At 68.3% G+C, this 15,829-nt stretch carries 14 protein-coding genes; 6 read left to right on the top strand and 8 right to left on the bottom strand.

Going from position 1 to position 15,829, the window contains the following annotated elements; genetic code table 11:
- Positions 1–27: 27 nt before the first annotated feature.
- Complete coding sequence (locus tag BJF87_RS20895; protein ID WP_035751136.1) at positions 28–567, bottom strand: nuclear transport factor 2 family protein; 540 nt, start codon at positions 565–567, stop codon at positions 28–30.
- Entirely contained in the window at positions 564–1,067 is a 504-nt protein-coding gene (locus BJF87_RS20890) for a flavin reductase family protein (RefSeq protein WP_035751138.1), read from the bottom strand. The genes BJF87_RS20895 and BJF87_RS20890 overlap by 4 nt, the downstream gene beginning before the upstream one ends.
- Before the next feature lie 182 nt (positions 1,068–1,249).
- Between BJF87_RS20890 and BJF87_RS20885 the strand changes: the two genes are divergently transcribed.
- From BJF87_RS20885 to BJF87_RS20875, 3 genes are read left to right on the top strand one after another with little or no spacing between them, the layout of a single operon-like run.
- Positions 1,250–2,116, top strand: a complete 867-nt coding sequence (locus BJF87_RS20885) for an alpha/beta fold hydrolase (protein ID WP_035751139.1) — start codon at positions 1,250–1,252, stop codon at positions 2,114–2,116.
- Positions 2,113–2,967: a MaoC/PaaZ C-terminal domain-containing protein gene (locus tag BJF87_RS20880; protein ID WP_006357443.1), complete on the top strand. Its 855-nt coding sequence runs from the start codon at positions 2,113–2,115 to the stop codon at positions 2,965–2,967. The genes BJF87_RS20885 and BJF87_RS20880 overlap by 4 nt, the downstream gene beginning before the upstream one ends.
- A 2-nt stretch (positions 2,968–2,969) precedes the next feature.
- Positions 2,970–4,034, top strand: coding sequence for a ferredoxin--NADP reductase (locus BJF87_RS20875; protein WP_035751141.1), 1,065 nt, complete (start codon positions 2,970–2,972; stop codon positions 4,032–4,034).
- A 62-nt stretch (positions 4,035–4,096) separates the two neighbouring features.
- Here the strand turns inward: BJF87_RS20875 and BJF87_RS20870 are convergent, their stop codons facing one another.
- From BJF87_RS20870 to BJF87_RS20850, 5 genes are all read right to left on the bottom strand, one after another.
- A complete protein-coding gene (locus tag BJF87_RS20870) occupies positions 4,097–5,644 on the bottom strand; it encodes an FAD-dependent oxidoreductase (RefSeq protein WP_035751145.1) in 1,548 nt (515 codons plus the stop codon).
- A gap of 146 nt (positions 5,645–5,790) precedes the next feature.
- Positions 5,791–6,942 carry an acyl-CoA dehydrogenase family protein gene (locus BJF87_RS20865; RefSeq protein WP_006357446.1) on the bottom strand — a complete coding sequence of 384 codons (1,152 nt, stop codon included), beginning with the start codon at positions 6,940–6,942 and terminating at the stop codon, positions 5,791–5,793.
- A 20-nt stretch (positions 6,943–6,962) separates the two neighbouring features.
- Positions 6,963–8,195 carry an acyl-CoA dehydrogenase family protein gene (locus BJF87_RS20860; RefSeq protein ID WP_035751147.1) on the bottom strand — a complete coding sequence of 411 codons (1,233 nt, stop codon included), beginning with the start codon at positions 8,193–8,195 and terminating at the stop codon, positions 6,963–6,965.
- A gap of 90 nt (positions 8,196–8,285) precedes the next feature.
- Positions 8,286–9,479, bottom strand: a complete 1,194-nt coding sequence (locus BJF87_RS20855; protein ID WP_006357448.1) for an AI-2E family transporter — start codon at positions 9,477–9,479, stop codon at positions 8,286–8,288.
- A 107-nt stretch (positions 9,480–9,586) separates the two neighbouring features.
- A complete protein-coding gene (locus tag BJF87_RS20850) occupies positions 9,587–10,357 on the bottom strand; it encodes an IclR family transcriptional regulator (protein ID WP_035751149.1) in 771 nt (256 codons plus the stop codon).
- A gap of 128 nt (positions 10,358–10,485) precedes the next feature.
- Between BJF87_RS20850 and BJF87_RS20845 the strand changes: the two genes are divergently transcribed.
- The 3 genes from BJF87_RS20845 to dmpG are packed head-to-tail and all read left to right on the top strand — an operon-like array spanning position 10,486 to position 13,308.
- Entirely contained in the window at positions 10,486–11,298 is an 813-nt protein-coding gene (locus BJF87_RS20845; protein ID WP_035751151.1) for a 2-keto-4-pentenoate hydratase, read from the top strand.
- Positions 11,299–11,326: 28 nt separating this feature from the next.
- Positions 11,327–12,289 (top strand): acetaldehyde dehydrogenase (acetylating), encoded by a 963-nt coding sequence (locus tag BJF87_RS20840; protein WP_035751154.1) that lies wholly within the window; start codon positions 11,327–11,329, stop codon positions 12,287–12,289.
- Positions 12,286–13,308 carry a 4-hydroxy-2-oxovalerate aldolase gene (dmpG, locus tag BJF87_RS20835; protein ID WP_035751157.1) on the top strand — a complete coding sequence of 341 codons (1,023 nt, stop codon included), beginning with the start codon at positions 12,286–12,288 and terminating at the stop codon, positions 13,306–13,308. The genes BJF87_RS20840 and dmpG overlap by 4 nt, the downstream gene beginning before the upstream one ends.
- A gap of 82 nt (positions 13,309–13,390) precedes the next feature.
- Here dmpG and BJF87_RS20830 read toward each other — a convergent pair whose 3' ends face one another.
- The gene (locus tag BJF87_RS20830) at positions 13,391–15,790 is read right to left on the bottom strand and encodes an acetyl-CoA acetyltransferase (protein ID WP_084813242.1); all 2,400 of its coding nucleotides are present in this window, start codon (positions 15,788–15,790) and stop codon (positions 13,391–13,393) included.
- Positions 15,791–15,829: the final 39 nt, after the last annotated feature.

Raw genomic sequence — 15,829 nt, 5'->3', positions numbered from 1 at the left:
TACCGAAGGATTCTCAGACACGGGCGATCACAGCGCTTTCAGGAAACGGAAGAAGTGGGGGGAGGAGTCCACGCGCAGGCGGGTGAGCTTTCGGTAGCTGATCAGCCACTGGCCATTCACCTTTCGATACTCCTCGTGGTAGTGGCCGAAGCCGCGCAGATGGTACTCGCCGGCGTCGTCGGACCACCAGAGGTTGTCTTCCATCGCCCAGATGCCGCGCGCGGTGGTGGGCGAGGTGAGCACGATCTCGGGACTGTGCCCGTGATGAGCGGTGGTCACGGGGACCGGACCGTCGAGCAACGCGCGGATGGTCGACGCCAGCTTCTCCTTGCCCACCACGCGATTGGACTCGCCGTCGGTACGCGGCTGCTTGTCATCGGGTAGGCCGCCCCACGTCTCGCTGATGACGTCGTCGGTGTGCAGGCCGGCGTAGAGATGCCACTGCTTGGTGTCCATGCAACGCAGGCGGACGGCGAAGACCCGTTTGATCTCCTCGATGGCGAGGAGCGCCTCGGCGGCGGACATGCCGTCCGGGATCCCGCCGGACACGGCGTCGGTCTCGCTCATGCGGTGAGCCGATCGGCGGGGGAGTCGATCCCGAGCTTGCCGCGGAAGAAGAGGAGGGGGCGTTCCTCGTTGGGCGTCTCGAGTTCCAGCACCCGGCCGATCACCACGTCGTGGTCGCCTGCGGTGTGGACATCGTGGATGTCGGCGTGCACGCGCATCAGCACATCGGGCAACGACGGCGTCGACCAGTTGGACAGCTCCCAGTCCAGGCCGTCGAACTTGCGTCCGTCGCGGGACCCGAAGCGCGAACAGATGTCGGCCTGGTTCTCGTGCAGCACGTTCACCGTGAAGCGTCCGGCCCGCAGGATGCGCGGCCACGACCGGCCGCGGTGATCGGCGCAGAACAGGACCATCGGCGGCTCCAGCGACACCGAGGCGAAGGACTGGCAGACGAAACCGGCGGGTCCGGAGTCGTCGAGCCCGGTCACCACGGTCACCCCGCTCGCGAACTGACCAAGCGCCTTACGCATATCAGTCTGGGACATCGCTTCGATCGACATCGTGCACCTTTCCGTTTGTCCGCCGTCGCCGAGAGGCCGGCTCCATCCACCGGGCCAGCGTAGGGTCCGCGGGCGTTCGCGCCCAGCACGCTTTCGTTCAGTGGGAAACCGACACGGCCGGTGTTCCGCTCAACTGGAGCGGTGCTGCACGACGGGGCGCAGCACTGGCAGCCTCACCGTTCATGAGCGTTGACGTCACCTATGGGGGCAGCCGCCGCAGGCTCGAGACGAGCCTGGGCGTGCTGCAGTATCACGAGGCCGGCGAGGGGCCTCCCTTGCTGCTGTTACACGGGTCCGGCCCGGGCGTGACGGGATGGCGGAACTACCGCGGGGTCATCGGCGAGCTCGCCGATCACTTCCGTTGCCTCGTCCTCGAATTCCCCGGCTTCGGCGTCAGCGATCCGGTCGACGGACATCCGATGGTGATGGCCGAGACGGCGGTCGGGGTGTTCCTCGACGGCCTGGGCATCCGATCCGCCGACATGATCGGCAACTCCATGGGCGGGATCGTCGCGACCAAGGTCGCCATCGCCGAACCGGAACGTGTCGGCAAGCTCGTCACCATCGGCGGCATGGGCAAGAACATCTTCTCCCCGGCGCCCAGCGAAGGCATCAAGCTGCTGATGGAGTTCACCGACGAGCCCACCCGCGAACGCCTGGTCCGCTGGTTGTCGGCGATGGTCTATGACCAGTCTCTGGTGACCGAGGAGCTCATCGAGGAACGGTGGGAACTGGCCACCGAACCGGAAACCCTCGAGATCGCTCGACGCATGTACAGCACCAAGGCCTTCGCCGCGACGATGGCCGCCAACGCGATGGCCGACACCGTCCCGTACTGGGCACAGCTGCACAAGGTGACGTCCCCGACGTTGATCACCTGGGGCCGGGACGACCGCGTCAGCCCCGTCGACTCGGCGATCCTGCCGATGCGCGACATCCCCGACGCCGAGCTGCACGTCTTCCCCCGCTGCGGGCACTGGGCGATGATCGAAGCCCGCGAGGCCTGGCTGTCGGCCGTGCTGGCCTTCCTGAAGCGCGGTGCGGCATGACGTCATCGGCCGCGCGGACACAGCCGACCGGGACGCCGGCGAACACCGGGGAGTGGCGCGGCGCCGATCTCGGCAGTCGAACCGTTGCCTATGACGAACGCGACGCGATCCTGTACGCACTCGCCGTCGGCGCTCGGGCGGACGAGCTCGACCTCGTCTTCGAGAAGCGGTTGCGGGTGCTGCCGACCTTCGCGCTGACGCTCGCACAGTGGGCCCCGGACGAACTCGGCGCACGCGGCGCCTTCGATCCGACCACTGCTCTGCACGGCTCGCAGCAACTGGACGTGCTGGCCCCGCTGCCACCGCGCGGTGAGGTGACCATGACGGCCTCGGTGGGCGAGGTGTGGGACAAGGGTTCGGCAGCGGTCATCGAGGTGGTGGTCCGCAGTGACCACTTCGTCGCCACCTGGTCGCTGTTCGCCCCCGGCGCAGGCGGATTCGGTGGCGATCGCGGACCGGGTAGGCCACCGGCATCGGATGCGGCGCCGACGATCAGCGGTCCGGTGCGTACGACCGAGAACCAGGCGGCGCTCTACCGGCTGACCGGTGACCGCCATCCCATCCACATCGATCCCGCGGCCGCCGCACGGATCCACCAGCCGCGCCCGATCCTGCACGGGCTGTGCACACTCGGTGTCGCGGCGCTCGACGTGGCGCGGCTGATCGGTGCCCATCCGGCGGATCTGCGTTCGCTCGACGGGCGATTCGCCACCGCGATCTTCCCCGGCGACGACGCGGAACTGCGGGTCTTCGGCGACGGGCGCGAGGTGATGTTCGACATGGTGAGCGGTGGCAATCCGGTCATCGCGAACGGGGCGGCGGGTTTCCACGAGTCCGAAGGGCGGAACTGACCATGACCATCACCGATGTGGCCGAGCAGGTCACGACTTCCTCGCGTGCGGTGCGGCTGGAGGTGGCCGCCGTGATCGAGGAGACCGCGGATGCACGCTCACTGGTGTTCACGGTGCCGGCCGATCGTCGAGCCGACTTCGCCTACACGCCGGGACAGTTCCTGACGCTGCGCATACCCAGCGAGGAGACCGGCTCGGTCGCCCGGTGTTACTCGCTGGCCAGCTCGCCGTTCACCGACGAGCTGCTGAAGGTGACGGTCAAGCGGACCCGCGACGGTTATGCGTCGAACTGGTTGTGTGACCACATCTCCGCGGGTGACACGCTCGAGGTGCTGCCTCCCGCGGGGGTCTTCACCGCCAAGGACTTCGACGACGATCTGCTGCTGTTCGCCGCCGGTAGCGGGATCACCCCGGTGATGTCGATCCTGAAATCGGCTCTGAGCCAGGGGTCGCGGAAGGTGGTGCTGCTCTACGGCAACCGCGACGAGAAGTCGGTGATCTTCGCCGCCGAACTGCGGGAACTCGCAGCTGCACACGGCGATCGGCTCACGGTGATCCACTTGCTGGAGAGCGTGCAGGGTCTGCCGACCGTGCCCCAGCTCGCAGCGCTCGCCGCCGCCTACGCCGACCACCGCGTCTTCCTGTGCGGCCCGGGCCCGTTCATGGACTCGGTTCACGCGGCGACGGCGTCCGCCGGGTTCACCCGGGACCGGGTGCACGCCGAGGTCTTCACCTCGCTGTCCGGTGACCCGTTCGCCGACGTCGAGCTGCCCGACGTGGACGCCGATGCCGGTGATGCGGCGTCGGTGACGGTGAACCTCGACGGGCAGGAACACGAGTTCCCCTGGCCCCGCACGGCGACCCTGGTGGATGTTCTCCTCTCTAAGGGGATCAACGTCCCGTTCTCGTGCCGCGAGGGTGAATGCGGTTCGTGCGCAGCCACACTGACCACCGGTGAGGTCGACATGGACAACAGTGCGGTCCTCGACGAGGAGGACATCGCCGGCGGGATCATCCTGGCCTGCCAGGCACGGCCCCGCAGCGAGACCGTCAGCGTGGAGTTCTAGCATTCACGTCCCCCGGATCGCACAGCGGCGCAGGCGAGAGACCGCCTGCGCCGCTGTCGTGTTCACCGCAGCAGGTCGCTACCGAGCATGTGATGGACCGCGCGGTACGAGAACGTCATCGCGGTGCCGAGCGGGACTCCCGGACCGGGGTAGATCGCCCCGCTCACCGACGCGCTCGTGTTTCCTGCGGCGTACAACCCCTCGATCGGGCTGCCGTCGACCGTCAACACGCGGGCATCGGCGTCGGTCCGGACACCGCCCTTGGTTCCGAGGTCACTGAGGACGATGCGCGCCGCGTAGAACGGCCCGGTCGCAATCGGCGGCAGCGCCACGTTGGGCAGCTCCCGCGGCGGGCAGAAGAACGTGTCATACGGGTCGCCGCCGCGGCCGAAGTCCTCGTCGACGCCGCGTTCGGCGAAGCCGTTGAACCTCTCGACCGAGGCGCGCAGCGTGGCCGCGTCGACGCCGATCTTGGCGGCCAGTTCCTCGATCGTCTCCGCCGAGACCCAGGTGCCCGCGGCGAAGTGGTCGTCGGCCGAGGCCTCCGGAATCGACATCGCCGGCAGGACCGGGCCGCCCTCGGACGAGTCGAAGATCAGGTACGACGGCAGCGCGGACTCGCCACGCGCGATCATCTCCCGGCCGAACCGGTCGTAGGGCAGCGACTCGTTGAGGTAGCGGTTGCCGGTGGCGTCGACGAGAATGCCACCGCGGACACAGACCATGAAAGCGCCCGAGCCGTCCGGCAATTCGACGCCGGGGCAGAACCACGCCTGATCGAGGAGGGCCGTGTCGGCGCCGAGCGCGACCGCCGCGCGGATCATGTCACCGGTGTTGGCGCCCGCCGGGCCCATGCTCCACTGCGCCTTGCCGGGGGTGCCGTGGGCGGCGCGCATCTCCTCGCTGCCCTCGATGCCGCCGGCGGCGAGCAGGACACCGCGCTCGGCCCGGACACGAAGCGTCCGACCATCGGCATCGGTGGCCTCGACACCCACCACCCGATCGTCCTCGGTCAGGAGCCGGGTGACCGCGGTGCGGGTACGCAGGTCCGCACGACCGGTGCCCCGCAGCGCCAGCAGGAGTCGCCCGATCAGCGCCCGTCCGGCGATGAGGGTCTCGTCGGGGTGCAGCTGTCCGGCGCGGTCGACGATCGGAGCCGGACGCACCAGCTCGCGCACCTCTCCGGCAGCCTCGCTCGGCAGGTCGACCGGGATGATCGACCGGCCGGCATCCATGCGTCCCGGAGCATCGAAGTAGTCGGGGAACGGCTGGTATTCGAACTCCAGGTGCGGATCGCGTTCGAGGAACTCGACCACCGCCGGTGCGGTCGTCACATACGCGTCCTGCCGGTCGGCCTCCGCGTCACCGAGCAGTGCCCGCAGATAGGTGCGGGCGTTGTCGGTGGAGTCGTCGAGACCTGCTCGCTCCTGAACGACGCTGCCGGGCAGCCACAGTGACGCACCCGAGTACGACGATGTGCCGCCGAAGAGCGCGGTCTTCTCCAGAACGACCGTGTCCAGTCCGTTCGCCGCCGCGGTGTAGGCGCCGGCGAGGGCTCCGCCGCCCGACCCGACCACCACGACATCGCAGCGAATATCCCAGTCCTGCATGCTTTCTACCTCCGAGTTGTTCGTAGGTGTCATGCAATCGCACGGTGTGACCCGACGCACGCGGGTTCCCGCCCATTGAACATCCCGGACACAGAACTCCCCCGACGCAACGGGGGCCGTCGCGACGGGGGAGCGGATACCTGGTGTCAGGCGTCGATCTGTGCGGTGGCGGTCGCGAACCGCGCCAGATGCGCATCGGCGGTGCCGAACTCGTACTCGATGGCGGTGAGGCGCTTGAAGTAGTGGCCGATCGCCAGCTCCTCGGTCATGCCCATGCCGCCGTGCAGCTGCACCGAGTTCTGCCCGATGAAGCGTGCGGCCCGGCTGATCGTCGCCTTGGCGGCCGAGACCGCGGCGGCTCGCTCGGCGGGCTCGGCGTCGAGCGACAGGATCGCGAAGTACTGGGCGGCCACCGACTGCTCGAGCCGCAGGTGCATGTCCACCATGCGGTGCTGCAGCACCTGGAAGCTGCCGATCGGGACACCGAACTGTTCGCGTTGCTTGGCGTATTCGACCGTGTCGGTGAAGACCTTGCGCATCAGTCCGACGGCCTCGGAGACCACGGCGGCGGTGGCGGTGTCCCAGGCCTTCTCGAGCAGGTCGATGGCACCGTCGCCGGCGATGAGTGCGTCACCGGGGAGCCGGACGTCGGTGAACGTGATGTCGGCGGCCTGCCGGTCGTCGATGGTGCGCAGCCGCTGCAGTTCGAGTCCCTCCGGCGCGCCGTCGGCGAGATCGATCAGGAACAGCGAAACGCCCGCCGGATCGTGCGGCTCACCCGAGGTGCGGGCACTGACGATGAGGTAGTCGGCGATGGGTGCGGTGGTGACGACGGCCTTGCTGCCGTTGAGCTTCCATCCCTCGCCGTCGCGGTCGGCGCTTGTCTCGATGCGCGACAGCACGCCACCCGAGCCGTCCTCCAACGCGGCGAGCGCGCTCAGGGCCTCCCCCGCGGCGATCCGGCCGGCGGCTTCGAGCGCGACGGCGTTGCCGGTCGAATGCAGCAGTCCGGCACCGAGAACCACCGAGTCGACGAACGGCTCGACGACCAGCGCGTGTCCGAGTGCCTCGGTGACGACCATCAATTCCTCGGCGCCGCCGCCGAATCCGCCGATCTCCTCGGGCAGGCAGGCGCCGACGACACCGAGGTCCTCGACGAAGGCCTTCCAGATCTTGGGCTGCCAGCCCTCGCCGACCTTGGCCGCGTCGCGGCTGACCTGCAGGTCGTAGCGTGCGTCGAGGAACTTGTTGAGTCCGTCGGACAGCAGCTGCTGTTCGGGGGTGAGTGTGAAGTCCATCAGTTTTCTCCTGTGACCCGTCAGAGACCGAGAGCTGCTTTGGCGAGGATGTTCCGTTGAATTTCGTTGCTGCCCGCGTAGATCGAACCCGCGCGGTCGTTGAAGTAGTGCAGCGGGGCGACGGCCTGCCAGGGCTCACCGCTGACGTAGCCGTCGGCGGGCGGCGTGTACTGGAAGATCGGACCGCCCGGGCGGGTCGCATGCGGCTGGAAGACGCGGCCGTGCGGGCCTGCGGCCTCGAGCGCCAGAGTGGTGATCTCCTGGCTCAGCTCGGTGCCCAGGATCTTCAGCATCGACGCGATCGAGCCGGGATCCTTGCCCGACGTCATCGCTGCAAGTGCTCGGTACTCGAGGACTTCGAGGATCTTCGCGCGGATCTGGAGGTCGGTGAGCTTGCCCGCGAACGCCGGGTCCTCCGACAGCGGCCCGCCGTTCGGTGCGGTGACCGTCGCCGCGTCACGGCCGAGCTGCTCGGCCATGACCTGCAGCGCCGGGGCGGCCGCACCGCCGCCGCGCTCGAAGACGAGGAGGTACTTGGCGACGGTCCAGCCGTCGTCGATCTTGCCGAGCACGTTCTTCTTCGGGACGCGCACGCCATCGAAGAACACCTGCGCCTGGACCTGCTCGCCGGAGGCGAAGACGAGGTTCTGGACCTCGATGCCGGGGGAGTTCATGTCGATGAGCAGGAAGGTGATGCCCTGCTGTTTGCGCTCCTGGCGCGAGGTGCGGACCAGGCAGAAGATCCAGTTGGCCTCGGCGGCGTGGGTGGTCCAGATCTTGGAACCGGTGACGACGAGGTCGTCGCCGTCGTCGACCGCGGCCATGGACAGCGACGCGAGATCGGAACCGGATTCGGGCTCGGAGTAGCCCTGGCAGAAGAAGACGCTGCCGTCGAGGATGCCGGGGAGGAAGAAGTTCTTCTGCTCCTCGGTGCCGAACGCCATGATCGCGTGGGAGACCATGCGGATGCCCATCGGCGACAGCGCCGGTGCGCCGGCCAGGATCGACTCGCGGCTGAAGATGTAGTGCTGCGACTGCGACCAGTCGCAACCGCCGTACTCCACCGGCCAGGCCGGCGCGGCCCAGCCGCGCTCGTGCAGGATGGCCTGCCACGTCATCGAGGCTTCGTGGTCGGAGTAGACCGAGGTACGCAGCGTGCCCGCCGCCCGCAGGTCAGGAGTGAGCTTCTCGTCGAGGAAAGCCCGTACCTCGTCGCGGAACGCGGTGTCGGCCGGAGACCAGTTCATGTCCATGGGCGGTGCGCAACCTATCTGTAAACGGTTGTGGTCAGATTGGGGTCGAATGGCAATCTACCGAATGTTCGCTCCGGAGCGTAGTCCGGCTCACGAATCGGTTCCCAGTGTGACGTGCGCGGGGTCGTCCGGGGGCGATTCGGGCGTCGTCGGCGGGGGCGACTCCTCGGGAACCGGCTTGGTGCCCGACGAGGACAACAGGACGTCGGCCCAGCGGGTGGCCGGGTCGATGTCGATGAGCAGGGCCTTGGCCAGCAGCGTCAGCGGTACCGCCAGGATCGCACCCAGGGGCCCGATCGCCCAGGCCCAGAAGATCAGGGACAGGAACGTCAGCGTCGTCGACAGGCCGACGGCGTCGCCGACGAATTTCGGTTGGATGACCGATTGGATGATCACGTTGATGACGCTGTAGACCGCGATGACGACGAGCATCTTGGTGACGCCGCCGTCGAGCAGCGCGAGAAGCGCGGGCGGTACGAGACCGATCACGAACCCGATGTTCGGGATGTAGTTGGTGATGAAGGACAGCAGACCCCACAGGATCGGCAGCGGGACCGACAGCAGTGCGAGGGCGATGCTGTCGAAGACGGCGACGATGAGGCCGAACACCGTCGACACCCACAGGTAGCTCCGGGTGCCCTGGGCGAAGGAGCCGAAGGCCGCGGCGATGTCGGGACGCATCCCGCGCAGGTGTTCCATCCGGGCGTCGAAGCCCACCGAGTCGGCTGCCATGAACAGCAGCAGGGCGAGCACGAGAACGAGGGCCGACGCGACGCTCAGCGTGCTGGAGAGCAACTCGGTGACCACGTTGACGACCTTGCTGGTGTCGACATTGGAGATCATGTCGTGGACCTTGTCCTGGCTGACCCCGTGGGCGGTCAGGAAGTCCTGGAAGCTCGTGATGATGTCGTTGAACTTGTCGTCGTAGTCCGGCAGGATCGATGCGAGTCTGGCCACCGAGAACACCAGTGACGCGAACAGTCCGATCAGGATGCCGTAGACGAGGACGATCGTCGTCAGGAATGCCGCCCAACCGGGAAACCCTTTGGTGCGCAACCATCTCGGCACCGGTTGCACTGCCACGGTCAGCATCAGCGCCAGGAACGTCGGCGCCGCGAACGACGAGACCGCCTTGATGCCGCCGACCGCGACCACCAGACCGGCGATGGTGATCAGGACTATCGTTCCGCGGGGGAGCGTCCAGGCGGGCGGGTCGGTGCGGTAGGGCGGTGCCTCGGGCGCGCGCGTGGTGGCTCTGGAGCGGTTCGTGCCCCGACGTGCCATGCTCTCGCCTCACTCTCTGTACGACGCGGATCGTGCACGGTGTGCGCGACCGTCATCCAGTGTTCAGTACGACGATCTGCGGCGGAGTGCTTTCCGGTGGCGGGGTGTCAGCCGTCGATGATGTGGGCCCGTCGTGCCAGCGTCGAACTCGCCCCCGCCGCGGCGGCCCGGACCGCGGTCGCGTGCGCTCTCGGGTGGAAGCGGTGTACCGGGCCGGTGACGCTGATCGCGGCGAGCGGGGCATCGTCGGCGTCGAGTATCGGGGCGGCGACGCAGACGAGGCCGAGGGTCGATTCCTCGAACTCGAAGGAGACCCCGTCCTCGGCGATCTGGGAGAGCTGTGCACGAAGGAGCCCGGGGGCGACGATGGTGTGCGGTGTGCGCCGGCGCAGTGGGCGAGCGAGCTGCTCGGCGATGACGGGATCCGGCGAATTCGCCAGCAGTGCCTTCCCGATGGCTGTGCAGTACAACGGCATTCGACCACCGAGTCGCGACGGGGCGGCGGCCTGGCGATGTCCGCCGATCTTCGAGACGTAGACGACCTCGAGATCCTCGGGGATGCCGAGATGGACGGTTTCGCCGGTACGGACGTAGAGGTCCTGCATGAACGGCGTCGCGACTTCGATCAGTCCTCGCTCCGGGGATGCGCGCATGCCGAGCTCGAACAGCCCGCTGCCGAGCGCGTACCCGCCCGCTGTGCGGGTGAGAAGACGAGCGGCGACGAGCTGGCCGGCCAGTCGGTGCACGGTCGTCTTGGGGAGCGCGGTGCGCTGGGCGAGGTCGGCGAGCGTGACCTGCCGGTCATTGGAGTCGAAGGCCTGGAGCACGGTGATCGCCTTACCCAGCACGCTCGAATGGTCGAGCTGTTCCTGGCTCATCTGCGACCTCCTGTCGTACCGCTCACCGGAACGCGATGCTCGACCCAGGGTATAGCGGCACCCCACGATGGTGCGGAGTCGCCCGAGGAGATCGCGGCCGACGACCGAACCGACAACAGAGGCAGCACATGAGTTCCCCGACCTCGGCCCCCGACCGAACCGACCGCGACCCCGCGATCGCCGCTGCGGCGCAACGGCTCAGCAGCGCGCTGACGAATCGCCGGCCCTGTGCGCCGATCCGAGATCTCATCGCGGCCGACGACATCGAGTCGGCCTACCGTGTACAGACGCTGTTCAACGCCGACCGGACCGCCGCGGTCGTCGGCCGCAAGATCGGGGCCACCTCGGTGGCCGTGCAGACCCAGCTCGGCGTCGACCAGCCCGACTTCGGAGTGCTGTTCGCCGACATGGCCTTCGGCGACGGTGAGACGATCCCGATGGGGACACTCCTGCAGCCCAAGGCCGAGGCTGAGGTCGCGTTCATGTTGAAGAGCGACCTGGCCGACGGCGACCTCGACATCGAGCAGTGCCGCGCCGCCATCGACTACGCCGCGCCGGCCCTGGAGATCGTCGACAGCCGGATCACCGGCTGGGACATCACCTTCGCCGACACCGTCGCCGACAACGCATCCGCCGGGCTGTACGTGGTCGGTGACGCTCGCCGCACCCTCGACGAGTACTCGCCGGTCGACTCGACGATGACCATGACGATCGACGGCGAGGTCGTCTCGGAGGGCAACGGGGCCGCGTGTCTCGGGGATCCGCTCAACGCCGTCGCGTGGCTCGCGCGCCGGGCCCGCCAGTTCGGGGAACCGCTGCGCGCGGGCCAGCTGATCCTGTCGGGTGCGCTGGGACCGATGCGGCCGATCGCCCCCGGTGCCACGGTGACCGCCGAGATCGGCGAACTCGGTTCGGTGACAGCACATTTCACCTCCAATTGACTCTTCCGCACATCCAAGGAGAAGGACCATGACAACAGACACGCCACGGACCAAGGTGGCGATCATCGGCTCGGGCAACATCGGTACCGACCTGATGATCAAGGTGCTGCAGCAGTCGCAGTATCTCGAGATGGGGGCGATGGTCGGTATCGACCCCGATTCCGACGGCCTCGCGCGCGCCCGCGCAAAGGGCGTGCCGACGACGCACGAAGGTGTCGACGGCCTCACGCGCATGGAGGGGTTCGACGAGATCGAGATCGTCTTCGACGCCACCTCGGCCAAGGCTCACGTCGCCAACGACGCCCTGCTCCGCCCACTGGGCAAGCGGATGATCGACCTGACCCCGGCGGCCATCGGCCCCTTCGTCGTGCCCGCGGTCAACCTCGCCGACCACATCGACGCGGAGAACGTGAACATGGTGACCTGCGGTGGGCAGGCGACGATCCCGATCGTCGCGGCCGTCTCGCGTGTCGCGCCCGTCGCCTACGCCGAGATCGTCGCCTCCATCTCGTCACGTTCGGCCGGGCCGGGTACCCGCGCGAACATCGACGAGTTCACCGAGACCACGTCGAAGGCGATCTGCTCGGTGGGCGGCGCACAGCGCGGCAAGGCGGTCATCATCCTCAACCCCGCCGAGCCGCCGCTGATCATGCGCGACACCGTGTTCTGCCTCGTCGACGCGCCCGACGAGGGCACGCACGAGGAGATCCGGTCCTCGATCGAGAAGATGATCGGCGACGTCGCCGCCTACGTGCCCGGGTACCGCCTCAAGCAGGAGATCCAGATCGCCGCGATCCCGGCCGATCAGCCCGTCCACACCCTGCTCGAGGACGGCACCGAGATCACCCCGACGCACCAGGTGTCGGTGTTCCTCGAGGTCGAGGGCGCCGCACACTACCTGCCCGCCTATGCGGGCAACCTCGACATCATGACCTCCGCCGGCCTGCAGGTCGCCGAGCGGATCGCGCAGCAGAAGGACAACGCACGATGAGCAAGATCTTCGTCCAGGATGTGACCCTGCGCGACGGCATGCACGCCGTCCGCCACCGCATCACCCCGGAGAACGTCGGCAAGATCGTGCGCGCCCTCGACGCGGCCGGTGTCGACGCCATCGAGGTCGCCCACGGCGACGGTCTCGCCGGCGGCTCGGTCAACTACGGGCCGGGCAGCAACACCGACTGGGAGTGGATCGAGGCGGCCGCGGCCAACATCACCAACGCGCGCCTGACCACCCTGCTGTTGCCGGGCGTGGGCACCATCGAAGAACTGCAGCACGCGTACGACCTGGGTGTGCGGTCGGTGCGCGTGGCGACTCACTGCACCGAGGCCGACGTGTCGGCGCAGCACATCGCCAAGGCGCGCGAGATCGGCATGGACGTCTCGGGCTTCCTGATGATGAGTCACATGGCCGAGCCCGCGAAGCTGGCCGAGCAGGCCAAGCTGATGGAAAGCTATGGCGCACATTGCGTCTACGTGACCGACTCGGGTGGCCGATTGACCATGGACGGAGTGGCCGACCGGGTTCGGGCGTACCGCGACGTTCTCGACGCGGGCACCGAGATCGGCATCCACGCGCACGAGAATCTGTCTCTGTCGGTGGCCAATTCGGTGGTCGCGGTGGAGAACGGTGTCTACCGCGTCGACGCCTCACTCGCCGGACACGGTGCGGGAGCGGGTAACTGCCCGATCGAGGCCTTCATCGCGGTCGCGAACATCAAGGGTATGCAGCACGGTTGCGACCTCTTCGCCCTGCAGGACGCCGCCGACGACATCGTCCGCCCGCTCCAGGACCGTCCGGTGCGTGTCGACCGCGAGACGCTGACCCTCGGCTACGCGGGTGTGTACTCGAGCTTCCTGCGCCACGCGGAAGCCGCGAGTGCCCGGTACGGCGTCGACGTCCGGTCGATCCTGCTCGAGGCGGGCAACCGCAAGCTCGTCGGTGGCCAGGAGGACATGATCGTCGACATCGCACTGGATCTCGCGGCAGCGGAGACTGCGCAGGCGGGCTGAGTTCGTCCTTTTGATTCAGGTTGCGTTCTGTCCCGGGAAGCGGGACAGAACGCAACCTGAATCAGGGGCTACCCGGCGAGGATCAGCGGCCCTTCCACTCCGGAGCTCGCTTCGTCACGAACGCCATGATGCCCTCGAGGGTGTCGCCGCTGATGATCAGCGAGTCGAGCACGTTGGTGCTCGCGCGGACCGCTTCGACGGTGTCGGTGATCGCGTCCGACTGCTCCATGGTCGCGATGGACGCGCGGACCGAGGTCGGCGACGCGGCGAGGATCTCTTCGGCCACCTCGCGGGCGGTCTCGAGAACCTTTCCGGCCGGGGCGATCCGGCTGACCAGTCCGGCGGCAGCGGCCTCGGTGGCCGAGATCCGGCGACCGGTCAGGATCATGTCGCGGGCCAGTGCCGGCGGGATCAGCCGCGGAAGGCGGACCAGACCGCCTGCGGCGGCGGCCAATCCGACCTTCACCTCGGGCAGACCGAACGAGGCCTCCTCGTCGGCGACGATGATGTGGCAGGCCATGGCGATCTCACACCCGCCGCCGAGAGCGAAACCGTTGACGGCGGCGATGACCGGCTTGGGCAGGCTCGCACGTGCGGTGAGCCCGGCGAATCCGTTCTTGGGCACGGACAGTGCGGCCGGGCTGGCCGTCGCGGCGAGGTCGTTGCCCGACGAGAAGGCCTTGTCGCCCTTGCCCGTCAGGATCGCGACCCAGAGGTCGTCGTCGGCGAAGTAGGCGTCGAAGATCGAGTCCAGTTCGGCGTTGGCGGCCGGGTTGAGTGCGTTGCGCGCGTCGGGCCGGTTGATGGTCACCTCGAGCAGGTGTCCGTCGCGACGGATCTCGACGTGCGCGTAGCTGTCCCGGAACGCCGGTGCGACCACGGGGTATTTGGCGTCCATCGCCGCCTCGGTCAGCTTGACCCGGTTGCCCTTGTCGAAGGAGCGCACCACGATCTCGGTGCCGGCGGGATCGTCCGACGTCAGCAGGAGGTCGAAGAACTCGTCGTCGTCGGAGTCGAGGTTGGCGACGAACCGGGCGCCGAGGCGATCCGGCGCGGCGTCGTCGATGAGGCGGCCGATCACGACGCCGGTTCGCTTGCCGCTCTTCGACGGGATCACCGTGTAGGTCTCGATGATCGCCGGGCCGTCGGCGTCGCCGACGGTGGGAACGGTGGGCACCGCGTCGAGCTGCGCCTGGACCTTGGCGCTGTTGTCGGCGCGCCACGGTGCCGGGGTCGTCGAGTAGACGCCGGCCGCGTGCTTGCTGAGCACACCGCCGTTGGCGATGACGAGACCGAAGTCTCCGGGGGATTGCCTTACGCGCGAGACGACCTCTGCGATGGCATGCAGCGAGTAGTTGTTGCCCGGACCGCCGAAGAACGGCAGGCCGCCGGTGACGGTGAGTCCGCGCGGGTCGTCGGCGGAGAGGCCGAGCCCGTCGAGGATGTTGAAGACCGCGATCGGGAAGCAGCTGTAGATGTCGATGACCGAGACGTCGTCGAGACCGATCTCGGCGACCTCGAGCGCATGCTTCACGGCAGCGGGGGCGGCCGGTGCGGCGCCGAGGTCGGGGCGGTCCAGCGAGGTGCGCTCGACGGTCTCGGCGTGGCCGTGCAGGAAGACCCACTTCGACGGGTCGATGCCGGCGGCCTGCGCGGCCCGGATCGACATGACGACCGCGGCGGCCGACTGGTTCACCTGGTCGCGGGCGACGATGTAGCGCGTGAACGGATCGGCGACGACCCGGTTCCCGTCGGTCGGGGTGACCAGCTCGGCGGCGTCGCGTTCGGTCGGGGCGGCCGAATGCGGGTTCGCCGCGGCGACCTTCGTGAAGGGTGCGAACAGCTCGCCCATCGCGGTGGCGTACGCCTCGCGGCCCAGGCCGGTGTTGTGGCGGCGGGCGTTCTCCAGCAATGCGTACTGCGGGATCACGGAGGCGAGACCGTGACGCATCTCGGCGACGGTGATGATGCCCTTGAGGCCGAAGCCGCGGTCCTCGAGTTGTCCGCCGACGGTCTCGGCGAAGCTGGGACGCTCGTTGTCGGGCTTGGATTGCAGGTGACGCACGGTCGACATGACCTCGACGCCGAAGATGACCGCGGCGTCGGAGTCGCCCGCGGCGATGACGCCGGCGAGTTCGGTGAGCATCGTCTGCGGGGTCTGGCCGCCGGTGACGGCCTGCACGGCGCGGCGGGGGTCGGCGCCGACGCGCTTGCCCACGGCGCGGGGCATGTTGTCCGGGCGGCCGAGCGGCGACGAGGACAGCGGGCTCGAGATCTCGAACGAACGGATCGCCGCGATGGTGTCGATGGATGACGCGAGGTCGGAGGCACCTGCGTCGTCGAAGGCGGCGGTGACGGCGCGCGCCGCGAGGTCCGCTTCACCCAGCGCTTCGTATCCGGGATCGGTCAGACGCTCAGAGGCCTGGCCGACACCGACCACGACGGGGGTGTTCGGGTCGAGATCAGCGATCGAGATTGGCATACGCATAGATTGACACAAAGCCGCCGGAGACGTTCCAAC

The sequence above is a fragment of the Gordonia sp. CNJ-863 genome, from assembly GCF_001942325.1.
Taxonomy (GTDB): Bacteria; Actinomycetota; Actinomycetes; order Mycobacteriales; family Mycobacteriaceae; genus Gordonia; species Gordonia alkanivorans.
The sequence above is the reverse complement of the archived record's forward strand: the minus strand, read 5'-3'. Positions and strand labels throughout refer to the sequence as shown.